20 protein-coding genes are annotated in these 21,844 nt (G+C 68.8%); 6 read left to right on the plus strand and 14 right to left on the minus strand.

Going from position 1 to position 21,844, the window contains the following annotated elements; translation table 11 throughout:
* The first annotated feature begins 24 nt into the window (after window positions 1–24).
* The gene (locus ACJ8AT_RS38890; protein ID WP_407743051.1) at window positions 25–792 is read left to right on the plus strand and encodes a TSUP family transporter; all 768 of its coding nucleotides are present in this window, start codon (window positions 25–27) and stop codon (window positions 790–792) included.
* 15 nt (window positions 793–807) lie between these two features.
* On the opposite strand, the gene ACJ8AT_RS38895 is transcribed toward ACJ8AT_RS38890, so the two are convergent.
* A complete protein-coding gene (locus ACJ8AT_RS38895; protein ID WP_407743052.1) occupies window positions 808–1,323 on the minus strand; it encodes a YfbM family protein in 516 nt (171 codons plus the stop codon).
* Between the two features lie 114 nt (window positions 1,324–1,437).
* Between ACJ8AT_RS38895 and gvpU the strand changes: the two genes are divergently transcribed.
* Entirely contained in the window at window positions 1,438–1,911 is a 474-nt protein-coding gene (gvpU, locus tag ACJ8AT_RS38900) for a gas vesicle accessory protein GvpU (RefSeq protein WP_407743053.1), read from the plus strand.
* Window positions 1,912–1,984: 73 nt separating this feature from the next.
* Here the strand turns inward: gvpU and ACJ8AT_RS38905 are convergent, their stop codons facing one another.
* Genes ACJ8AT_RS38905 through accC form a run of 3 tightly spaced genes read right to left on the minus strand, consistent with a single transcriptional unit; the run spans window position 1,985 to window position 5,700 of the window.
* Window positions 1,985–3,646 carry a methylmalonyl-CoA mutase gene (locus ACJ8AT_RS38905; protein ID WP_407743054.1) on the minus strand — a complete coding sequence of 554 codons (1,662 nt, stop codon included), beginning with the start codon at window positions 3,644–3,646 and terminating at the stop codon, window positions 1,985–1,987.
* On the minus strand, window positions 3,646–4,155 hold the full coding sequence (locus tag ACJ8AT_RS38910; RefSeq protein ID WP_407743055.1) for a biotin/lipoyl-containing protein: 510 nt from the start codon (window positions 4,153–4,155) through the stop codon (window positions 3,646–3,648). The genes ACJ8AT_RS38905 and ACJ8AT_RS38910 overlap by 1 nt, the downstream gene beginning before the upstream one ends.
* Before the next feature lie 30 nt (window positions 4,156–4,185).
* Window positions 4,186–5,700 carry an acetyl-CoA carboxylase biotin carboxylase subunit gene (gene accC, locus ACJ8AT_RS38915; protein ID WP_407743056.1) on the minus strand — a complete coding sequence of 505 codons (1,515 nt, stop codon included), beginning with the start codon at window positions 5,698–5,700 and terminating at the stop codon, window positions 4,186–4,188.
* Window positions 5,701–5,827: 127 nt separating this feature from the next.
* Between accC and ACJ8AT_RS38920 the strand changes: the two genes are divergently transcribed.
* From ACJ8AT_RS38920 to ACJ8AT_RS38930, 3 genes are all read left to right on the plus strand, one after another.
* Window positions 5,828–6,973, plus strand: coding sequence for a hypothetical protein (locus ACJ8AT_RS38920; protein ID WP_407743057.1), 1,146 nt, complete (start codon window positions 5,828–5,830; stop codon window positions 6,971–6,973).
* Between the two features lie 20 nt (window positions 6,974–6,993).
* Window positions 6,994–8,169, plus strand: a complete 1,176-nt coding sequence (locus ACJ8AT_RS38925) for a hypothetical protein (protein ID WP_407743058.1) — start codon at window positions 6,994–6,996, stop codon at window positions 8,167–8,169.
* A 589-nt stretch (window positions 8,170–8,758) separates the two neighbouring features.
* The gene (locus ACJ8AT_RS38930) at window positions 8,759–8,980 is read left to right on the plus strand and encodes a hypothetical protein (RefSeq protein WP_407743059.1); all 222 of its coding nucleotides are present in this window, start codon (window positions 8,759–8,761) and stop codon (window positions 8,978–8,980) included.
* A gap of 921 nt (window positions 8,981–9,901) precedes the next feature.
* Here the strand turns inward: ACJ8AT_RS38930 and ACJ8AT_RS38935 are convergent.
* The 6 genes from ACJ8AT_RS38935 to ACJ8AT_RS38960 all read right to left on the minus strand — a co-directional run bounded on the left by ACJ8AT_RS38935 (window position 9,902) and on the right by ACJ8AT_RS38960 (window position 15,594).
* Window positions 9,902–11,002 (minus strand): MBOAT family O-acyltransferase, encoded by a 1,101-nt coding sequence (locus ACJ8AT_RS38935; protein WP_407743060.1) that lies wholly within the window; start codon window positions 11,000–11,002, stop codon window positions 9,902–9,904.
* Between the two features lie 86 nt (window positions 11,003–11,088).
* The gene (locus ACJ8AT_RS38940) at window positions 11,089–11,691 is read right to left on the minus strand and encodes a hypothetical protein (RefSeq protein ID WP_407743069.1); all 603 of its coding nucleotides are present in this window, start codon (window positions 11,689–11,691) and stop codon (window positions 11,089–11,091) included.
* Between the two features lie 102 nt (window positions 11,692–11,793).
* Window positions 11,794–13,356: an acyl-CoA carboxylase subunit beta gene (locus tag ACJ8AT_RS38945; protein ID WP_407743070.1), complete on the minus strand. Its 1,563-nt coding sequence runs from the start codon at window positions 13,354–13,356 to the stop codon at window positions 11,794–11,796.
* Between the two features lie 16 nt (window positions 13,357–13,372).
* Entirely contained in the window at window positions 13,373–14,053 is a 681-nt protein-coding gene (locus tag ACJ8AT_RS38950; RefSeq protein ID WP_407743061.1) for a Coq4 family protein, read from the minus strand.
* Window positions 14,054–14,269: 216 nt separating this feature from the next.
* Entirely contained in the window at window positions 14,270–14,587 is a 318-nt protein-coding gene (locus tag ACJ8AT_RS38955; protein ID WP_407743062.1) for a FruA-associating protein, FapA, read from the minus strand.
* 149 nt (window positions 14,588–14,736) lie between these two features.
* On the minus strand, window positions 14,737–15,594 hold the full coding sequence (locus tag ACJ8AT_RS38960; protein WP_407743063.1) for a hypothetical protein: 858 nt from the start codon (window positions 15,592–15,594) through the stop codon (window positions 14,737–14,739).
* A gap of 170 nt (window positions 15,595–15,764) precedes the next feature.
* On the opposite strand from ACJ8AT_RS38960, the gene ACJ8AT_RS38965 reads away from it, so the two are divergent.
* The gene (locus ACJ8AT_RS38965; RefSeq protein WP_407743064.1) at window positions 15,765–16,892 is read left to right on the plus strand and encodes a site-2 protease family protein; all 1,128 of its coding nucleotides are present in this window, start codon (window positions 15,765–15,767) and stop codon (window positions 16,890–16,892) included.
* Between the two features lie 17 nt (window positions 16,893–16,909).
* Here ACJ8AT_RS38965 and ACJ8AT_RS38970 read toward each other — a convergent pair whose 3' ends face one another.
* The 4 genes from ACJ8AT_RS38970 to ACJ8AT_RS38985 all read right to left on the minus strand — a co-directional run.
* A complete protein-coding gene (locus tag ACJ8AT_RS38970) occupies window positions 16,910–19,069 on the minus strand; it encodes a M4 family metallopeptidase (RefSeq protein WP_407743065.1) in 2,160 nt (719 codons plus the stop codon).
* 281 nt (window positions 19,070–19,350) lie between these two features.
* On the minus strand, window positions 19,351–20,739 hold the full coding sequence (locus ACJ8AT_RS38975) for a hypothetical protein (protein WP_407743066.1): 1,389 nt from the start codon (window positions 20,737–20,739) through the stop codon (window positions 19,351–19,353).
* Between the two features lie 51 nt (window positions 20,740–20,790).
* On the minus strand, window positions 20,791–21,438 hold the full coding sequence (locus tag ACJ8AT_RS38980) for a hypothetical protein (RefSeq protein WP_407743067.1): 648 nt from the start codon (window positions 21,436–21,438) through the stop codon (window positions 20,791–20,793).
* Between the two features lie 54 nt (window positions 21,439–21,492).
* Window positions 21,493–21,844, minus strand: a 352-nt coding sequence (locus ACJ8AT_RS38985) for an acyltransferase family protein (protein WP_407743068.1), incomplete at its 5' end; no start/stop codon positions are given.

A 21,844-nucleotide genomic window follows, 5' to 3' on the forward strand; every position in this document is an offset into this window, starting at 1 on the left:
GCCCGCTGGGAGGTGGGCCCTGCCTTGGACGTCACCGGTCTCCAACTCGCCCTGTTGTGCCTGGCCGCGCTGTGCGCCGGTTGCGTGGACGCCATCGCGGGGGGCGGAGGGCTCATCACCGTGCCCGTGCTGCTGGCCACGGGGCTGCCGCCGCACTTCGTGCTCGGGACCAACAAGGGCCAGTCCGTCTTCGGCTCCGGGGCGGCGATGGTGCGCTTCTCGCGCGCTCGGCTGGTGAGCGGGAAGCTGGCCTGGGTGAGCTTCCCGCTGGGGCTGCTGGGCGCGTTCGCCGGAGCGCGGCTGGTGCTGTGGGTGAAGCCCGAGGTGCTCAAGCCGCTGGTGCTCGTGCTGCTGGTGGCCGTGGCCGCCTTCCTGGCCTTCCGCAAGGGCCCGCCCCCAGGGGACAGGCCCGAGCCGCCGCTCGAGAAGCTGCGGCTCATGGGTGGGGTGGTGGCTCTCACCCTCGGGGCCTATGACGGCTTCTTCGGCCCGGGCACCGGCACCTTTCTCATCGTGGCCTTCTCCACCCTGCTGGGCCACGGGCTGATGCGCGCGTCCGCGGACGCCAAGGTGGTCAACTTCGCCTCCAACGTCGCCTCGGTGGTGATCTTCTCCTGGAAGGGCGTGGTGCTGTGGCACCTGGCCCTGCCCATGGCGATGGCCCAGTTCACCGGCGCGTGGATCGGCGCCCACCTCACCGTGCGCGGCGGGGACAAGCTGGTGCGCAAGGTGGTGCTCGTCGTGGTGACGGCGCTCGTGCTGAAGCTCGGGCGCGACGTGCTGATGGGCTGAGGGCCCGGCGGGAGCTCAGCCGATGTGCACCAGCAGCGCGTGCCCCCGCTGCGCCACCTGGCTCACGAACTTCCGCAGCTCCGCGAAGTAGCTGATCAGCTCCTCCAGCGGATCCACCTCGTCCGCCGGCTCGTCCCAGAGCCCGGGGTAGATGTCCAGCTCCTGCATCTTCCCGGTGTCGAAGCGGCGACGCAGCGCGTCTAACGAGAGGGCCTGTAGCGCCTCGGAGAGCTTCTTCGCCTCGGCGGGCTTGAAGATGCGCGCCGTGCCCTCATCCGAGGGGATGTCGCCCACGTCCTCGCCGCCGCGCACCAGGAAGTCCAGCGGCGCCGCGCCCTCCCAGGACGTCCCCGTCATCAGGTACTGGAGCCCGTGCCACGTCTCCCCGATGTCGAGCTCGAGGAACCTGGCGCCCGTTGCGTCCCCGAAGTCCTCCGCGTCATCCAGGAAGTCCTGCAGCCGCTCGGGTGCCTTCAGCAGCGCCTGGCGCTGGGACTCCGTCGCGCTGCGCAACGTGCAGAGCATCTCCATCCGGCCATCCTCCAATCCGCTCCCGGGCGGCTCAAGCCTTTTGATTCCAGATCTTTCGCGTTTGCCCAGTGGGCTGCTATTCAGGGGCCTGGTTCGATGAAGAGGGAGGGCACAATGGCTGATCAGAAGAAGGGTACGCTGGACGATGCGACGATCGAGCGTGAGCGTGAGTGGAACGCGCGCGTGGATTGGTTTCTCCAGAGCCTGGTGGAGATGGTGAACAGCAGCGCCATGTCCTTTGGCGTCACGCTCTCGGTGGGAGGCGTGCTCGTCTCCGGCGAGCTCGTGGGCGGCCAGCACTACTTCGAGGGCTTCGGCGCCGAGTTCACCCAGAACTTCAGCGACGAGAAGGCGGCCAAGGGCGCCAAGGAGTCCTTCGCGAAGATGGGGGAGATCTACCGCAAGGGTGGCAATGACGCGACGGCGTCCGGCACGGGGACGGCGTCCGGCCCGTCGTACATCCACCTGCGCAACGCGCGCTTCTTCCAGGCCAACGGCACGCCGGTGCCGAACAACAAGGGCATCTGGTGGCGCGGCAAGCTGTCGGCGGTGGATGGCTTCACGCTCGGCATGCTGAAGGCGGAGTAGTCACCGGCTCCGCGCGCGGGCCCTGCCAGCTGGGGCCCGCGTCGCGGGAGGGGCCGCGAGCCGAGGCAGGGCGCTAGAGGACTACGTGCTCCTTGTGCTCGCCGAAGACGTCGCGCATGGCGTCGGAGATCTCCCCCAGGGTCGCGGACGCCTTCACCGCGTCGAGGATCAGCGGGATGAGGTTCTCGTCCGCAGTGGCCGCGGCCTTGCGCAGGGCGTTCACGGTCCGGGCCGCCGCCCCGTTGTCCCGCTCGGCGCGCAGCTTCTGGAGGCGCTCGGACTGGGCGCGCCCCACGCTCTCGTCCACGCGCAGCAGCCCGGAGGGCGGGGGCTCCTGGATCTGAAACTGGTTCACGCCCACCACCACCTGGCGCTTCTGCTCCAGCTCGCGCTGGGCCTGGTAGGCAGCCTCCTGGATCTCGCTCTGCGGGTAGCCCTTGGCGATGGCCTCCACCATGCCGCCCATGTCGTCGATGTGGCGGATGTAGTCCTGGGCCTTGGCCTCCAGCTCGTCCGTCATCGCCTCCACCGCGTACGAGCCGCCCATCGGGTCGATGATGTCCGCCACGCCGGACTCGTAGGCAATCACCTGCTGCGTGCGCAGCGCCAGCCGCGCGGCCTCCTCGGAGGGCAGCGCCAGCGCTTCGTCCCGGCTGTTGGTGTGCAGCGACTGCGCCCCGCCCATCACCGCCGCCAGCGCCTGTAGCGCCACGCGCACCACGTTGTTGTCCACCTGCTGCGCCGTCAGCGTGCTGCCCGCCGTCTGCGCGTGGAAGCGCAGCATCATCGAGCGCGGATCCTTCGCCTGGAAGCGCTCCTTCATGATGCGCGCCCACAGCCGCCGCGCGGCCCGGAACTTCGCAACCTCCTCCAGGAAGTTGTTGTGGACGTTGAAGAAGAAGGACAGCCGGCCGGCGAACTCATCCACCTGCAGGCCCGCCTTGAGCGCCGCCTCCACGTAGGCGATGCCGTCAGCCAGCGTGAAGCCACTCTCCTGCGCCGCCGTCGAGCCCGCCTCGCGGATGTGGTAGCCGCTGATGGAGATGGGGTTCCACTTGGGGATGCGCTTCGCGCAGAACGCGAACAGGTTGGTGATGAGCCGGAGCGATGGCGCGGGCGGGTAGATGTACGTGCCGCGAGCCATGTACTCCTTGAGGATGTCGTTCTGCACCGTCCCCGAGAGCTGCTCCAGCGCCACGCCGTTCTGCTCGCCCACCGCCGCGTAGAGGCACAGCAGGATGGGCGCCGTGGCGTTGATCGTCATGGACGTGGACACGTCCGCCAGCGGCAGGCCCTTGAGCAGCACCTGCATGTCCTGGAGGGAGGAGATGGACACGCCCACCTTGCCCACCTCGCCGCGCGCGCGAGCGTGGTCCGCGTCGCGCCCCATCTGCGTCGGCAAATCAAAGGCCACCGACAGGCCCGTTTGCCCGGACTTCAGCAGGTAGTGGTAGCGCTGGTTGGACTCCTCGGCCGAGCCGAAGCCGGCGTACTGGCGCATCGTCCAGAAGCGGCCGCGGTACATCGTCGGCTGCACGCCGCGGGTGAAGGGGTACTCGCCCGGGAAGCCGAGCTGCTCCAGGTACTCGCCCTGCGCGTCCTCGGGGGTGTAGACGGGCTGCTCCTCGAGGCCGCTCGAGGTGACGAACGAGGGGTGGCGCTCGCCGCCCTTCGCCTTGGCCTTCTCGTAGACCTGCTTCCGCCAGCGGGCCTTCTCGTCCTTGATGTCCGCCATTACTCCACCACCGCGAGCTTCGCGTTGTTCTCCACGGCCGTGCCCTCCTTGGCCAGCAGCTCCACCACCTTGCCGGCCTTGGGGCTCTTCAGCTCGTTCTCCATCTTCATCGCCTCCACCACCACCAGGCCCTGCCCCTCCTTCACCTCGTCGCCCAGCTTCACCAGCACCTTGACGACCTTGCCGGGCATGGGCGCGCTGATGATCTGCTTGCCCTCGGCGGTGAAGCCCGCGGAGCCCGCGCGCAGCCGCAGCCGCCGCTCGTCCGCCACGTCCACCCGGGTCACCTGCCCGCGCACCAGCACGCCCACCTCATCCCCGTTCTCCTCGAACTCGACGGGGTAGGAGGTGCCGTCCACCAGCAGGGACACCGCGCCGTGATCCAACGTGAGCGCGTCCACCGTGTACGTCTTGTCCTGGAGCGTCAGCCGGTACTGGGTGCCGCCCAGGTGCTCGATGTCCACCGGCACCGCTTCCTTCTGGCCCTGCAGCTTCGCGAAGTAACGCATGGAGTGAGTGTCTCGAGAGAGGGTGGAGTGCTAACGCCGACGGGTCCGCAGGCCCTGCCGCCACGGGGACATGCCGCCCGTCCCGGCAGCGCCGGCCTTCTGGGGCAGCGTCTTCGCGCGCTTCTGGTCGCGCTGGTGGGCGAACAGCGCGCTCGCCAGCAGCGCCACCTCTTGCAGCTTCGGATCCTCGTGGCCCAGCAGCGTGGTGTGCTCGCGCGTGAGGAAGCTGGTGTCGTAGTCGCCGCCCTGGAACTCCGGGTGGCTGACAATGGCCTTCAGGTAGCGCGTGTTCGTGGTGATGCCCTTGACCACGTACTCGCTCAGCGCCCGCTGAGTCCGAGCGATGGCCTCGGCCCGCGTCGGCGCCCACACCGACAGCTTGGAGATCATCGGATCATAGAAGTTGGGCACCGTGTAGCCCGCGTACACGCCCGAGTCGTCTCGCACGTTGGGGCCTCCCGGCACGCGCAGGTACTGGATCTTCCCCGGGCTCGGCATGAAGTTGCGCGCCGGATCCTCCGCGTAGATGCGCACCTCGATGGCGTGGCCGCGCGGCGGCTCGGGCTGGGTGAAGGGCAGCTTCTCGCCCTGGGCGACCTTGATCTGCAGCGCCACCAAGTCCAGCCCGGTGACCCACTCAGTCACTGGGTGCTCCACCTGGAGGCGGGTGTTCATCTCCAGGAAGTAGAAGTTGCGGTGCACGTCCACCAGGAACTCCACGGTGCCGGCGCCCACGTAGTTCACCGCCCGAGCGGCCTGCACCGCCACCGCGCCCATCTTCGCCCGCAGCTCCGGGGTGAGGATGGGGCTGGGCGTCTCCTCCACCACCTTCTGGTGGCGCCGCTGCGCCGAGCACTCGCGCTCGTTCAGGTGCACCACCGTGCCGTGCTGGTCGGCGAACACCTGGATCTCCACGTGGTGGGGCTTCTCCAGGTACTTCTCGATGTAGACCGCGTCATTGCCGAACGCGCTCATCGCCTCGCCCTTGGCGCCGCGCCACGCGGAGGCGAACTCCTGCAGGCCCTCCACCCGGCGCATGCCCTTGCCGCCACCGCCGCCGGCCGCCTTGAGCATGATGGGGAAGCCGATCTTCTCCGCGTACACCCGCGCCTCCTCCTCGGTGTCGATGGGCGCGGCGGTGCCGGGCACCACGGGCACTCCGGCCTTGATCATGTTCTGCCGGGCCCGCGTCTTCTCGCCCATGGCGTCCATGGCCGAGGCCGGCGGGCCGATGAAGGTGATGCCCGCCTTCTCGCACGCGCGCACGAACGAGGCGTTCTCGGACAGGAAGCCGTAGCCCGGGTGGATGGCGTCCGCCCCGGACTTCTTCGCCGCCTCGAGGATGCGCTCCTGGACCAGGTAGCTCTCCCGGGAGGGAGGCGGGCCCACGAAGTAGGCCTGGTCGGCCATCCGGACGTGCAGCGCGGAGCGGTCCGCCTCGGAGTAGACGGCCACCGTGGCGATGCCGAGCTCCTTGCAGGTGCGCATCACCCGGATGGCGATCTCTCCGCGGTTGGCGATGAGGATCTTGCGAATCTTGGGCATGGGCGCCCTTTACCACACGCGGGCGCTGGCTCGGTGAACGCCGTGGGAGCCTCACGGAGAGTGACTCCCCCGGGCGGAGCGGGGATAGTCTGCCCGCTCTGACGCACCCGGACTTTCGAGGAACGCCATGTCCCTGAGCCGCTGGACCCCCGCGCTGCTCGCCGCCCTCGCGCTGACGGGCTGCAAGTCCCATGACGAGCCGTCCTCCACTGCACAGGGCTCGGGAACGCCAGCGGCCTCGGCCTCAGCCAAGGGCTCCACACCCGCGCCCACGCCCGCGCCCGCGCCTGTTCCGGCCCCCGCGTCCGGTCCCGCGCTGTCCTACCTGAAGGACACGAGCCCCAAGAGCTGTGACTGGGTGCGGCAACCGCTCCCCTCGGGCGAGCCGGCGGTGGTGTACTCCTTCCAGGAGCCCTGCAGCCAGGCCATGGTGTCCTGGAGCCCGGACGGCAAGGAGGGGCTCGTGTTCGTCCCGCCCGCGGTCAAGGCCTGGCGGGTGGATCTGGTAGCTCATACCGGCAAGCCGCTGGACCTGAAGGCGCTGCTTGGGAGCAGCAACTCGGGCGAGGCGGATACGCCGTCCATCGAGGAACTCGGCTTCGACAAGCAGGGCCGTCCGGTGGCGCTCTTGGAAGACATCTACAGCGAGCGGAAGCCCGAGAAGGGAAAGGACGGCCAGGCGTTCGTGACTTTCGAGGGCCAGCGCTACCCACTCAATGAAAACCAGGAGGGCGAACCGGGGCTGGCCCACGCGTACCGGCTCGAGGAGGGGGGCTGGAAGCACGTGGAGACGAAGGCCAGCCACTTCGAGACGGATCTGGCTCCGGGCATTCGGATCCTCAAGGCGGGGGAGACGCTGATGCCGGTGGTGCCGGAGCCGGGGATCGGGGGGCGCATGCCCGGGGAGGAGGCCTCCGAGAGCGCCGCGAAGAAGCTGGATGTGGCGTTCCCCGGGCAGGACGCGGACGGGCAGTGGATGTCGCTCTCCACGCCGGGCGGGACGCTCTACTACCGAGGTTCACAGGGCGGAGAGTTCCTCTTTCCGTCCGTTCCCGTGGCCTGGGAGCAGGGAGGAAAGCTGGTGCCGGTGAAGGGCCTGTCAGCGAAGCCGGAGGATCCGCTTGAGCTTGAGGTCCAGGATGGGCTGCTGCTCATCTCCAACTACAGTGAGCCGTACGTCGCCCAGGTCTGGGATACGCGGACGAAGGAGCGAGTCTTCACCGCCGAACAGGCCAACGCGCCCACCTTCTGGCCCAAGCCCGGCGGCCCGTGATGGCTCGGAGGACCTTCGCCATGCGCCATGTCCTGGGACAGCTCCTGCTGGGCACCCTCGTGCTGGCGGGCTGCAAGTCCCACAGCGCTCCGTCCACCACGGCCCAGGACTCGGGCCCGCCCGCCGCGGCTGCGGCTCCGGCTCCCGCGCCTGCTCCCGCGCCCAAGCCTGCTCCCACGCCCGCGCCCGCGCCGGTCCTCGCTGCTGGGCCCGCGCTGTCCTACTTGAAGCCCTCGGATCCCGAGCGCTGTGAGTGGTTGCGGCATCCGCTCCCCTCTGGAGAGCCGGTGGCGGTCTTCTCCTTCAACGGGGCGTGTGACCGGTCCATGGTGTCCTGGAGCCCGGAGGGCAAGGAGGGGCTCGTGTTCACGTGGCCCTCTGGCGAGGGGGAGGTGCAGAGGGCCTGGCGGGTAGACCTCGCGACGCACAAGGGGAAGCCGCTCGACCTGAAGACGCTGCCCGGAGGCACGGGGCCTGCTGGGCCGGACAAGCCGTCCATCCAGGAACTCGGCTTCGACAAGCAGGGCCGGCTGGTGGCGATCCTCGCCGATGTCTACGTGAAGAGGACGCCCGAGAAGGGGCTCCAGGGCCAGCGGTTCCTGACCTTCGAGGGCCAGCGCTACCCACTGCCCGAGTTGGTGGATGGCTCTCCGGGGCTCGCTCACGCGTACCGGCTCGAGGAGGGAAGTTGGAAGCGCGTGGAGACGAAGGCCAGCGGCTTCGAGTCGGACTTCGTGCCGGGCATTCGCGTGCTCGACACGGTGAAGACCCTGGGGCTCATCGCGAGCGCTTTTCCCACCGAGCCGGAGCTGCCGGGCCAGGAGGTGTCCAAGAGCGTGGCGAAGAAGCTGGATGCGGCCTTGCCCTTGCCCGAGCAGCACGAGGAGGGGAAGTGGATGGCGCTGTCCACGCCGGGCGGGACGGTCTACTACCGGGGCGCGCTGGGAGGCGAGCTGCTCTATCCGTCCGCGCCGCTGGCCTGGGAGCAGGGCGGAAAGCCGGTGGAGCTGGAGGACCTGTGGGCCAAGCCGGATGACTATCTGGGGCTGCGGCTCCAGGAGCAGTGGCTGCTCATCGCCAACTATGCGGATCCGCACTCGGCCCAGGTCTGGGATACGAAGAAGAAGGAGCGCGTCGTCGCCGTCGAGGAAGCCAGCGCTCCCGTGTTCTGGCCGAGACCCGCCCCTTCGCAGTAGCGCCTTCCATCGAGAGGACTTCACCCATGCGCAACGCTGTTGGACAGCTCCTGCTCGCCGCCTTCCTGCTGGGAGGCTGCGAGGACAACAAGCTTGTTACCCCTCCGCCGGCTGAGACTCCGGCCCAGGCCAAACCCTCACAAGCCAATCCCACCCAGGCCAGCCCCACTCCCGAGGCGACGCCCTCGGCTCCGCATATGCATGGAGCAACGGGAGTCGGCGACACCGCGCCTGCTCCTGAGCGGGCCCCGGCAAAGGCTCCCACCGAGTCCTCGTCGGGTGCGTGGACACAGAAAGCGGATGCCGGAATCGCCCCGGATGCTGGCAGCTCGCAGATCCGGCCCGATGATCGGGAGGGGGGAGCGCGTCCGGGTAGGCAGGGGCCGCCTGCGGGCGAGGCCAAGGGCCCGCCCCACCCCTGATGCAGACGCAAAAATGCGGCAGTCGTTAGCGCGAACGCTTCAGAGCATTAGCTGCCTCTTTCATCCAGAACTCCGACGGGTCCACGACTGGTGCTGCCTACTTGTTGAAGCGTGGACGCTACGGGAACTGCGCTGGTAGCGTCGAGGGTCCTTCATGGGAGGGCCTGATGCGGTGGCTCCAAGCGGGAGTGGTCGTGCTTTCAGTCATGGCGATGACCGGCTGCCCCTCTGAATTAGGCAAGGACGGCCGCGTGGCCAAGGCCGTCCATAACGATTCGCAGGAGAACCTGCTGATGCTCAAGAGCTGCTCGCAGGCATTTAAAGATGCTGTATGCGGCAATGGCCCCGACAAGGATGAGAAGAAATGTCACCAGTGCGGCGGCCCATGAATTGGCGCACGCTCCTTAGCGTCTGCGCGGGCGTGCTCCTGCCGCTGCCGCTCTTACTACTGCTAGGGACGCTCCTTCGCCCAGAGATCGAGCCAGCGGACCCGACAGGAGTGCGCATCAGCCCGATGCTCGACAGTGAGCAGCGCGAACGGTTGTTGACGTACAAGCGGCCCTGCGAGTCGGGTGCTGAGTGCGACCCACCGCTGGGCTGCTTGTATCAGTCCCGGTACCGGCACGCGTTCTGCACTGACAGCCAGTGCACCACGGATGCGCAGTGCCCCGAAGGACAGGTCTGCCTCAGGCTTGCCACGGAAAAGCATGGACCGGCCGTGCGCCTCTGCATTCCCGTGGGCGTGCGTCAGGAGGGCGAGAACTGTGACCCAGTTCCGGTAGACCAGAAGAGCGCCTGTGCGGCCGGACTTCTGTGCGCGGGGCGGGCTGGTTGGTGTGCCCACTCATGCCGCCTGGGCGCGCAGGCGGAGTGTCCCGAGGGCTTCTTCTGCGCGGACACGACTCCCGAGCCTGCATGTCTGCCCACCTGCGAGAGGCGAGAATGCCCTGCGGGCCAGCAGTGCATCCGGTTCTCCGAGGACTCCTCCCGGTGCGTCCACGTGTACGGCCCTAACTGCCAACAGACGCCTTGTCCCGAGGGCCGGCAATGCCAAGCTTTGCCTGACCCACCGCAACCCGGAAAGGCGTGGCTCTGGTGTGTCCAGGGGTGCGGCGGCAAAAATGATCCGCCCTGCCCAACGGGAAAGGTCTGCAGCGAATATGAATGCGTCCCGGCTTGCGATCCCCAGTGCCCCTCCATATGCGCCGAGGGGTATCGCTGTCGGCAGCCCTGGCCCGACTCGCCCTTTGGGTGCCATCCAGATTGGTAGCTTCCTGCCCCCGCGTACCCATCGCTACACCTGCGCTCTTTCACGGGAACGTCACCCCTGAGATGATGAGGCTCCGAGTCCTGTCATCATTCCATACCTTGAGGGTGAAACTGCCCCAGCTCTCGGCTTTCGTCCCCTCCGCCTCGATCACCACGCGCCGGTCTTCCGCGTCAGAACTGGGTAGCTGAGGATCTCGCTGAGAGGGGCTGAGGCGACGTGTCAGCGACTGCGAAGACCGAGGCGCGCTCCAGCTATCGACGATCTGGAGCGCCGGCTCGACGAAGAGCGGGGAGCTCACCAGCAGCAGGCCCAGGGTCCACGCCCGGGCGAGGAGCCCAGGCCATCGGTTGACGCCCAGGGCGCGCTCGGCCCACAGGAAGGGGAGCTGGAGCACGAAGAACGCGCCCATCATCCCCGCCCAGAAGAGCCCCACCGCCGGCAGCATGAAGGCGAAGTGGATGAAGGCGCTCATCAGGAAGGTGAGCACCAGGCCCAGCCCCGTGCGCCCCCGGCGCGCCACGGGCGCGAAGACGGTCTGCTTCAGGAAGCGGTGGACGGCTCGGTTCCAGCGGCGGCTCCAGAACTCGGTGATCGTCCGCGAGCGGATGGGATCGTCATGGAGCGGGCGGGGATCAACGCCCAGCAAGCCATAGAGGAGGATGACGAGGGCGACGACCGTCTCCACGCCGGTGTACACGAGCACCACTCCGGCGCTCCAGCGGACCGCGAGCCGGGCCGCGCCCGAGGGCAGGTAGCTGCCGAAGGAGACTCCAGCCCATCCGGCGGCCACCAGCGGCGCGCACACGAGCAGCCGGATCAGCGCGGACGTATCCACCCGGGGAGTCATGCGGCGCGCTCGCAGGGTGTCCACCAACCCCAGGACATGCCAGATGCGGCGCGAGGTGGGCACGGGCTTGGGCTCGCGCAGAAGCTCCACGGTGCGAGCGGTGAACCACAGGCTGCCCAGCGCCACGAAGGCCCGGAAGGTCGGGTCGCCGGTGGGAGCCAGGAAGGGGACGGCATACCCCGCTGCGACGAGGAGCACCGCCGCGCCTCGCCGCCAGCGCGGGCCTGTGGCCAGCAGCGCCGCGATCAGCGCGGCCCCGTAGACCAGCCCCACGTAGAGGACGAGGAGCAGCACCCGCTCAATCTAACACGCGGGTTCTGGCCCTCGCCCTCGCTTTGCCCCTTGAATCGGGAGGTCCAACCGATTGGACCTGGGGGCTGCTACTTGCGCGTGGCGGTGAGGTAGCGCTCCATGAGCAGCTTGGCCTCGGAGAGCTTGGCCTCGACGAAGCGGTCCTCCTCGTCCGGCTCCGGGGGCGGGGCGGGCTGCTCGGTGGCCTCCTTGCCCTCCTCACCGAAGTCCACCGCGGCGGCCAGCAGGTTGCGCGCCGGGTTGTTGCCCAGCAGGCGGGCGAGCACCGTGGTCTCCACCTCGAGCCACTTGGCCGCCTGCCGCAGCACGTCCAGGAACTCGCCCTCCAGCATCTTCGAGGGCCGGCCCGGGCCGCCCACGCACACGCGGGCATAGCTGTTGGCCTTGTCCGCGAACAGGCCCACCGCGCGGTCGCGGAAGTCCTGGGACAGCGCCTGCGTCAGCTTGTCCAGGTGCTCTTCCAGGTGGCTCTCGCGGGGCTTGCGCTGGGTGGGCAGCGTCACCTCGGCCACGTGCCAACCCGCGTCTCCCAGCGCCGAGGCGCTCTGAGTCCACTTCACTTCAGGGGTGGACTGGCCCAGGTCCTCACATACCCGCTTCAACGTCTGGCGCAGCGCGGTGAGGTTTCCTTCGACGTCGGACAGGAACAGGATGAGGCGCGGGTGGGACAAAGAGATCTCCATTAAAAGTGAGCTCCCTAGAAAGCTTGTGCGCCGCCTGAGAATTTCCCGGACGGCGCGTGCTTGCCTGCTCAGCTTGAGGCCCAGCCCACCCTACAGGGGGATGTTGCCGTGCTTGCGCGGCAGGTTCTCCTGGCGCTTGTCCTTGAGCATCTCCAGCGCGCGGATGACCTTGGCCCGCGTCTGCTCGGGGCGGATCACCTCGTCGATGTAGCCCAGCTCCGCCGCCTTGAAGGGGTTGGCGAACTTCTCCCGGTAGTCGTTCACCAGCTTCGTGCGCTCGGCGTTGGCGTCCGAGGCCTTGCCCAGCTCGTTGCGGAAGATGATGTTCACCGCGCCCTCGGGGCCCATGACGGCGATCTCCGCCGTGGGGTAGGCGTAGTTGATGTCCGCGCGGATGTGCTTGGAGGCCATCACGTCATACGCCCCGCCGTAGGCCTTGCGGGTAATCACCGTCACCTTGGGCACCGTGGCCTCGGCGAAGGCGTACAGCAGCTTGGCCCCGTGGGTGATGATGCCGCCCCACTCCTGGTCCGTGCCCGGCAGGAAGCCCGGCACGTCCACGAAAGTCACCAGCGGGATGTTGAAGCAGTCGCAGAAGCGCACGAAGCGCGCCGCCTTCACGCTGGCGTCGATGTCCAGGCACCCCGCCAGCACCGCCGGCTGGTTGGCCACCACGCCCACCGGGCGCCCGTTCATCCGCGCGAAGCCCACCACGATGTTCTTCGCGTAGTGCTCCTGCACCTCGAAGAAGTGCTTGTGGTCCACCACTGCGCGGATGATGTCCTTGATGTCGTAGGGCTTGTTCGGGTTGGCCGGGACGATGTCCTTCAGGCTGTCCTCGGTGCGGAACGGATCATCGTCGCTCGGCTGGACGGGCGGATCCTCCTGGTTGTTGGAGGGCAGGAACGAGAGCAGCTCGCGCGTCATCAGGATGGCGGCCTGCTCGTTCTCCGCGGCGAAGTGCGCCACGCCGGACTTCTGGTTGTGCGTGAGCGCGCCGCCCAGCGCCTCCTTCGTCACCTCCTCGTGCGTCACCGTCTTGATGACGTCCGGGCCGGTGATGAACATGTACGAGGTGTCCTTCACCATGAGGATGAAGTCGGTGATCGCCGGCGAGTACACCGCGCCGCCGGCGCACGGGCCCAGGATGAGGGAGAGCTGCGGCACCACGCCCGAGGCCAGGGTGTTGCGCAGGAAGATGTCCGCGTAGCCCGCCAGGCTCTCCACGCCCTCCTGGATGCGCGCGCCGCCCGAGTCGTTCAGGCCGATGACGGGCGCGCCCACGCGGGTGGCCATGTCCATGATCTTGCAGATCTTCTGCGCGTACGCGCCCGACAGCGAGCCGCCGAACACGGTGAAGTCCTGGGCGAAGACGAACACCTGGCGCCCATCCACCGTGCCGTAGCCGGTGACGACGCCGTCGCCGAGGATCTTCTTGTCCCCCATGCCGAAGTCGCTCGAGCGGTGGGTGACGAACTTGTCCAGCTCGCAGAAGGAGCCGGGATCCAGCAGCAGCTCAATGCGCTCGCGAGCGGTGAGCTTGCCGGCCTCGTGCTGCTTGGCGATGCGGTCCGCGCCGCCGCCCAGCTCGGCCTGCTTCTCCATCTGCTCGAGCCGTGCGCGAAGAGGGTCCTTCTCGGGGGTTCCGTCCATGGGCATGGGGCGCCCTCTAGCACGATTGGGGAACGGCGGGCAGCAACGCCTCGACGGCCTCCAGCTCCAACCCGAAGGCCGCCCGGATTTCCTCCAGGGGCCTCTCCCACATGCGCGCCCAGGCCCCTCCGAACAAGGGCTTAGCCCGCTTTCCCAGGAGCCAGCCGCGGACGATGGCGCGCATGCGCACGTCCCGCTCGGAGAAGGCGTAGAGCAGGGTGTTGGCCAGTCCACCGGTGAGGATGCCCGCGGCGAAGGGGCTGCCCACCTGGGCCAGGCTGAAGGCCTGCAGGCCCAGCTCTCCGGCCACCCGGGTGGAGAAGCCGGTGAGCACGTGCCAGATGTCGTGGACCTCCTGCAGGTGGGCCCGGACGTACTCGGTGTCCGTCGTGGCCGGCAGGTGGGGCAGGGCGCTCAGGTCCAGGCCGTTGTCCACCACATGGTCCGCGAAGGCGCGGCCGAAGGTACCCGGGGGAAGGGTGCGCAGCGTGTCGAGCTCCACCGTGCCCAGCCGCGGGCGCTCGCGCAGGGCCTGGGCCGCGGAGGGGATGCGCCAGAGACCATCCGTGACACGCCGCATCGCCTGGGGAGGTGCGAGCACGGGCGCCAGGCCCAGGATGTCCTTCAGCCGCTGGGGATCCTTGATGGTGCGCACCACTTGATAAGCCGTCCGCACCCAGATCCATGTGTGCCGCATGTCCCTGCCTCCCGCCCCCCCCTCGCCGAGGGGGAAGGTAGGGAGTGCCGGGGCCGACCGGAACTTGTGGGTGCGCGGTGCCCGGGAGATGACATGCGGAGCCCGCGAGTGGAGGGCGGTACAATGAATGGCTCTCGGCGTCGCGTAGCGCGCCCATGATGAACTGGTTCCATTCGCCGGGCCACTTGCGGCTCCGGCACCTTGGAGGCCGGTGGGTCAGTGCGCCTTGGAGGGGGGCGCGGCGAAGGCGGCGCCGCGCAGGGCCCTGGCCACGTGCAGCGCCCAGGCCTCCGCCGAGTCGAGCTCCGCTCGTGCGCTCGCATAGCGGTCGAGGCTGTCTTCGGAGCCATCCAAGGCGAAGAGTGCGTCGTGAAACTCCCGCTGGGCCCGGGTGAGCCAGCGGCTGGCCCTCAGCCGCAGCGTGTCCGCCAGCGCGGGATGGAGCTCCACCCCATCGGGAATGCGCAGATCCTGCTCGTCAAGGCGAGAGGAAGTCGTCTCTGCAAGGTCGGCATGCACTTGTGTCGTAGGCATGCAGGGAGGGTTGCTACGAACCCCATAGGCAAAAACCTGATCGGGCGGGCAATGGTTCTGTCGGTTCTGAGCAGTTTGCCATGCCTGAAGAACTACACACGAGGCAGGAGGCGCCACGCCGGAGCGCCGTGGCTCGGAACCTGTCCGGATCAGGGCGCCTCGGGGTGGGCCGTGGAGAAGGCGGCCTCCTGGCGCTCGTTGAACTGGAGCACCGCGCGCTGCGCGTCCTGGTACGCGGCGGTATAGGACACCTGGAGGCCCGTGAACCCCGCGGTGGACAGCAGGATGGGGATCCACCTCAGGTGGCGCTCGTGGGCAAGGGACACCAGCGGCACCACCGCGAGCGCGGCGAAGCCCAGGCTGATTCCCAGGCGTACCAGGCCGTTGGCCGTCTCGCCCACGTAGAGCTGGCCGGCGCCCGGGATGAGCGACAACGCGGCGGCGGTGTTCTGGGATCTCCAGGGCATGGCTTGCAGCTGGGGCACGAGCGAGGCCACGGGAGCGGTGGGGTACTCGCGCTGGAGCAGCTCGAAGGCTCCGGCACTGTCGCGTGGGAAGCCCTCGGTGAGCGTGTTGCGGTAGGCCCAGCCCAGCCGGTAGAGCGCCAGCGGCCGGTAGGCGCTGTTCGGGTAGCGCGCGAGCAGGGCCTCGTAGAGCTGCGCCGCGCCATCGTAGGCATGCAGCCGCAGGTCCATCATCCCCTCGGAGGAGGCCGCCACCAGGAAGGGCGCGAAGTCCGTGGCCGCCGCCGCCAGCTGCGCCACATACGAGGCCGTGGGCCGCTCCGCTTCCACGTCGAAGCGGTAGCGGTAGAGCGACTCGGCCTGGAGCCACAGCACGGTGTCCGGCGCGGGCGGCTCGGCATGCGCGGCGGGGGGCGCGGCCCGCACGTCCCGGGCGAGCTCCCGCTGGGCCGCGTTGAAGCTGGCGTCATCCGGGCGGATGAGCGCCGAGGGAGCGCAGGCGACACAGGTGAGCAGCAGCAGCAAGGTGGGCGCGCGGAGCATGAGGCCCTCGACTTACCGGAAGCAGCGGGTCCTTGTCCCGTCGAGCGCAGCCCAGGCGGCCAGGGAGGCTCTCCACCGCCACGTGCTTCCCTCTCTGGCAGGACGGAGATTTTCAGGGGTGGGGGCTCGCTGAGGAGGCGATGATGCGCGGCGGTCGAGGATCGTTCCAGGTGGCCTCGTTTCGAGGCATCCCCATCCGGCTCCACTTCTCCCTCGTCCTCGTCCTACCGCTGCTCGCCTTCGCCTACGGAGGGGTCGTCCGGCAGGCGGTGCGAGCGGCTGGAGCCCCCTCGGGGACGGGGATGGGAGCCTCCCTGCTCTGGGGCCTGGGCGTGGCGGTGGGCCTGTTCCTCTCGGTGCTCATCCACGAGATGGCACATGTCCTCTATGCGCTGCGCACCGGCGGCAAGGTGCGCTCCATCACGCTGATGATCGTCGGCGGCGTGTCGGAGGTGACGGAGCTGCCCCGGCGCTCTCGAGACGAGGCGCTCATGGCGCTCGTTGGGCCGCTCACGAGCGTGGGGCTGGGCGCCCTCCTCCTTCTCACCGTGTGGCTCCTGCACGAGACCCTCGCCTTCAGCCCGCGCTTCGCGCTCTCCTACCTGGCGGGGCTCAACTTCTTCCTGGGCGCCTTCAACCTGGTGCCGGCCTTCCCCATGGACGGGGGGCGCATCCTGCGCGGGGTGCTCACCGGGCGCATGGGGCTGGTGCGCGCCACGCGCGTGGCCTCGCGGGTGGGCAAGCTCTTCGCAGGGCTCTTCTTCGTGGCGGGCCTGCTCACCTTCAATCCCTTCCTCGCCTTCATCGCCTTCCTCGTCTTCACCGGCGCCGAGGGCGAGTCCCGCCAGGTGCAGGTCCGCACCGTGCTCGAGAAGCTCCAGGTGGAGCAGGTGATGTCTCCTCGCTTCCACGGCGTGGAGCTGGACACCTCGCTGGAGGAGGCCCTGGGCGATCTGCGCCGCGCGAAGCTGCTGGCGCTGCCGGCCACCGACGCGGATCGCCCGGTGGGCTGGGTGGTGCTGGCGGACCTGATGCGCGTGCCCGGGCCTGAGCGCTCCGTGCGCACCGTCCGCGAGCAGGTGCGGCCGGCGGTGACCGTCTCTCCCGGAGACGACGCGTGGTCCGCGCTGCGGAAGCTGGTGGAAACACAACCGCCCCTGCTCCTGGTGCTGGAGCAGGGGCGGCTGGTGGGAACCGTGGACGGAAATGATCTCAACGCGGCGGTGGCGCTCCACCTGGCCTCCGCGGAGGACCGCGAAGGCCGTTGGCCGCGCTGGCGCCAGGAACGGCCCGCCTGACGCCAGCTGGAGGCGAACTACTTCTTGGACTCGACGCCCACCGCGCTCCAGGCCTTCTGCACCGTCTGCACCTCGGGCGAGTTGGCGCCGTACAGGTCCGTGGCCGACTTGATGCAGGCATCACGCGCCTGGGCGAAGGTGGTCTTCGGCGTCATGTACGTGGTCAGCGCGCGGCCGAAGATCTTCAGGCTCTTCTCGATGCCGATGCCGCTGTCCACCTTCATGCCGGAGGTCTTGTTGGTGCCGCCCTGGGCCATCAGGTAGAAGGCGTTGTTGGCGATACCGCTGGAGCTGTGCACCTCGGTGCCCGACTTGAAGTTCTTGTAGTTGTCCAGCGAGTAGCCGTCGGCCGTCGGGTTGCTCATGTCGCGCAGGCCGTCGGTGGGGTCGCCATTGTTCGGCGTCCAGGCGTCCTCGCCCACGGTGTAGTCGAACTTCACCGCCGAGTTCTTCTGGCTGGCGTACCACTCCACGCCGGTGCCCATGATGTCGCTCATCGCCTCGTTCAGGCCGCCGGACTCGCCGCTGTACACCAGGCCCGCGGTGCGCTCGGTGAGGCCGTGGGAGATCTCGTGGCCCGCGATGTCCAGCGTGGTGAGCGGGCCGGCCTCCTTGCCGTCGCCGTCGCCGTAGTTCATCTGCTGGCCGTCCCAGAAGGCGTTCACGAAGTTGGTGCCCAGGTGGACGTTGGACAGCAGCTTCTCGCCCTTGCCGTCGATGGAGTCACGGCCCAGCACGTTCTTGTAGAAGTCGTACGTCATCTCCGCGCCGTAGTGCGCGTCGACCGCGGCCTTGGTGCGCGAATCGTCACCCGTCTCGCCCCAGGCATCGTTCTTGTCCACGAACGGCGTGGTGCTGCTGGGGGTGGGAGACTGGTTCTCGTCCGAGTTGTGCGTGTCGCGCGTCTCCACGCCCTTGCCGCGGGTGGAGTCGTTGAGGCTGAAGGTGCCGTCCGCGTTCTTCGTGGTCTGCAGGTCCACCGTGCCGCTGTACATCGTCTTGTCGTTGGCGGTGCCCGTCGGAGGAGGAGGAGGAGGAGGAGGCTGCGAGCCCTTGGGGGTGATGTTCAGGCTCCAGCTGTTGAGCTTGCCCGAGTCGCCGCGCGCCTTGTCCGAGACGGTGAGCGTCCAGTCGCCCTTGGCGCTCTCGCCGGCGAACTGGGACATGTCGAACTCGCCCTTGATGTTGTCGGCGCTGCCGCCCTCGCGGTTGCTGATGGTGGCCGACTTGCCCGAGGGGCTGGTCAGCGTCACCACGAGATCGCCACGGTAGGTGTGGTCGATGTCCAGGTTCAGCTTCATCTTGTCGATGGAGACGTCATCGCCGATGGTGATCTTCGACGTGACCGTCTTGTTGTCCTTGATGTCCGCGTTCGGCGTGGCCGTGCCCGTCACCGCGGAGGGCGTGGTGGCCGCGGGCTTCTTCTCGAAGCCGCCGATCTGGTTGAAGCTCTGGACGATCTTCCCGGAGTCGCCGTCGATGAGGTAGTTCATCTTCCGGGGGCTCTGGCTGGCGTCGGAGGTGTTGGTCAGCTCCGCGCGGTAGCCGGCGTGGTACTTGCCCTGGTCGTCCTGGAACACGACGCGCTCCAGGGTGGGCTGGCGGTCCGTCTTGCCGCCGAAGGCCTTCTGCGCCACGGCCATCGCGTCCTTGTCGGACAGCTTCAGGGTCTTGCTGCCCAGGCCCGCGGGGATGGTGGACGTGTCACCGGTGACGCTGTCCATCTTTCCCTGCGCGTCCAGGTGGCCGATGATCTGCTCGCCGAACACCTTCGTGCCCTCGAACGTGCGGTCCATGCGCACGTGGGTCATGCCCAGCTCGTCCTTCTCGACGCTGCGCGGGACGAAGTTCTTCGACGCGTCGAACTTCGGGGCGCCGCCGCGAATGAGCGACTCGCCCGCGGGGGCGTGCTGGTTGAGGAAGTCCAGCGTGGCGTTGATGGCCGCCTGGCCCTCGGGGCTGGTGGTGGCCACCGGGCCGGGAGCCGCGGCCTGGCGCAGGCCACCGCTCAGATCCGGCGCCGCGGTCTTGGGGGCCGCCGCCGGGGTGAAGCCAGACTTCGCCGTCTCCATCGTGCTCTTGCTCGGGGTGGCGGTGTTCTTCGCGGCGGTGGGCTGAGAATCGGTGTTGCGGGTGGTGGGGGGGACAACAGGCGAATCAAGGCGACGGATGGTCACGGTGAGCCTCGGGATTGGGGGAAGAACTGCGAGAGGTACAACCGGATTATCGCAGTGGGGTGAAAGGTGTTGCTTGGTGCGATTAAATAGGTGGAGGTGAGTGTTAGTCGTATTCCGGCCTACCACTTTTCAAGACTTGAGAAGCGTCCCTCCGCTGGGCCTGTGCAGCGGAGACGCAGTTTTTCGGGATGCTAGCACCCCCCGCCAACGGATCAGTAGAGGGGGGGGCTTGCTCTGGGGTTCTCTCCTTAGAAGGAGCCAGCGGCCCGCGGGTTCCCGGATCAGGGCGCGGGCTTTTCGCCGGCCGCCGGCAGCGCCCAGGTGAGGGAGAAGCGGTGCGCGCCCCCGGGAGCGCTGTCGAGCCACCCGCTGATCCGCTCGCTGTTGCTGAGGAGCAGGCCCAGCTCCGCGCTCATGGCGAAGAGGGCGGCCAGCTGCTGGTTGGCCATCACATCCATCAGCGAGACCTGGGAGAGCGCCCGCGCCACGCGCTTGGGGTCCGCGGTGAAGTCCACGGCGTGAGGCAGCCGGGCGCCCTTGTCCGAGAGCGAGTCCAGCAGGCCCTTCACCACGGCCTCGTCATTGCCCACCACCAGCTGCTTGCCCTTCTGCCGCACGAAGACGGTGCCGCCTCGGAGCGCGAGCGCGTACCCATCCTCCAGCGCCTGCGCGCCCGGGAAGTCCGCCAGCGGGGCGAGCGCCGCCTTCAGCTTCTCCGCGTCCTTCACCTCGGCGGCCACCCCCTGGCGCGGGGCGAAGAAGCGGCCCTCGGGCGTGCGCAGCGAGGCCTTCACCTGCACGCTGTCCACGAGCACGAGGACGTGGCCGGTGAGCTGCTGCGTCACCACCTGCGCCACCGCGTCCACCTTCTCGGGAGGGCAGTTGGCGCACAGCTGCTGGAGGCTGGAGCGCACCGAGCCCACCGCCTGGGAGAGCCCCGAGGGCGCCACCTGCGCGCGGCTGACGAGCAGCCCGTCCAGCTTCAGCGCTCCATAGGGGCTGGCGCTCGAGGCCTGGAAGGGGGGCAGCGGCAGCTGGGTGGCGGTGCCCTCGGCCTGGAGCGTGTCCGCGGTGGCCTCCAGGCCCACCACGCGCGAGCCCTGGAGCACGTAGACGGCTCCCGGGAGCTTGCTCAGCCGCGCGTCCGGCGCGGGCGCCTTGCCCATCAGCTTCACCGTCTCCTGCTGGAGATCATCGTCGTCGTAGAGCGTGGCGAACGAGCACACGTCCTGGCCCTTGAGCACGTAGCCCGCGCGGCCAGTGCCTCGGGGGGCGCTCACCGTGGTCAGGCCCTTGGCGGTGGTGGTCTTCACCGGGCCTCCGGTGGCCAGGGCCTCGGCCGCCTTGGCCTGGAAGGCCTTGGGGTCCGCCAGCAGCACGCAGGACACCTTGCCCCGGTCCACGTAGGAGAGGGTGGCGGGGCCAGCGGGATCCATGCCCACGCTGGCGAGCGACTCGGGGCGGAACGGATCCACCGTGAGGAAGGGGTGGAACTCGGAGCCCCAGGAGGCGGGGCGCGCCATGGCGGAGTACGTGCCGGCGCGCGACATGAAGCCCAGGAGGCCGGAGAGCTTGTCCAGCCGGGGGATGTGGACGACAGCCTTCGCCGAGGGAGTGGCGCGAGGCGCGGGCGCCGCGGCGAGCGCGGTGGCCAGGAGGAGCGAGAGCATGGATCCAGGTGAGAGCAGCCGGGCTCCCACCCTGTCAAGCCAGGAGGCCCGTTACATCTTGGGTGCGGGCATCGCGGCCAGGTCCCCGGCCGGAGCCTCCACCGTCACGGGCTTCTTCCGGACGCTCACGACAGACCCGATGCTCCAGTGGAACACGGGGGAGCCCTTCAAGAGCTGGAAGAGGAGCCAGGGCCCCAGGCAGCCCGCCAGGGTGCCCACCACCAGGTGCACCGCCAGCGGCGTCCCCGCGTGCCAGCGCTCCAACGCCATGCGCGTGCTCGACACGAAGTAGAGGTGGAACAGGTAGAGCGTCATGCTCATGGAGCCCACGAGCACCAGCCGGCGCCAGGCCTCGTTCCACACCGCCCCCAGGACCGCGATCCGGGTGCGCGCGAAGACGGCCAGCGTGAACAGCATGCAGAAGCCCAGCGGGCCGTTGAGGGTGCGCGCCAGCTCGTACTGCGCCTCGGAGGTCACCGCATAGACGAGCGCGATCACCGCGAAGAAGCCCACGGGCAGCAGGGCCTGCACCGTGATCGGGAGCCGGGCCAGCGCCTGGCGCGCGGCCGCCAGCCGCGGCTGGAGCAGCATCCCCAGGCCGAAGAAGCGGTTCCAGTAGAGGAGGGTCTCCACGTACTCGCCCGCCGCGCCGCCGCCCGTGCGCTGCCTCCAGGTGCTCACCGCGAGGAAGAGGATCATCGCGAGCGCGAAGTAGCTCCCCTCACTCCAGCGGCCGAGCCGGGGCGCGGCGAACTACCGGAACAGCCACGCCAGCAGCGTGCACCCCATCAGCGCGTGCATGAACCAGAAGATGGAGTAGGGAGGGAGCCACGCGGTGGGCAGCCGCTGGAGCAGCTGCACCCAGGCCTCCAGGCCGTGGGGCCTGCCGCGCCGCAGCTCCTGCATCGCGAACAGCGCGGGCGCCCACACCAGCATGGGGACCAGCAGCTTGGTCACCTTCTTGCGAAGGAACTCGCTCAGCCCGAGATCCGAGCGCCCGAAGGCCGCCACCGCCACCCCCGAGCCCATCAACATCACCGCCATGTTGAAGCTGTGGACCAGCTCCACCGCGATCCGGAGATCGGCCCGGCCCGGAGCGAAGAGC

This window comes from Hyalangium sp. (genome assembly GCF_045802625.1).
In the GTDB taxonomy this organism is placed as follows: domain Bacteria; phylum Myxococcota; class Myxococcia; order Myxococcales; family Myxococcaceae; genus Hyalangium.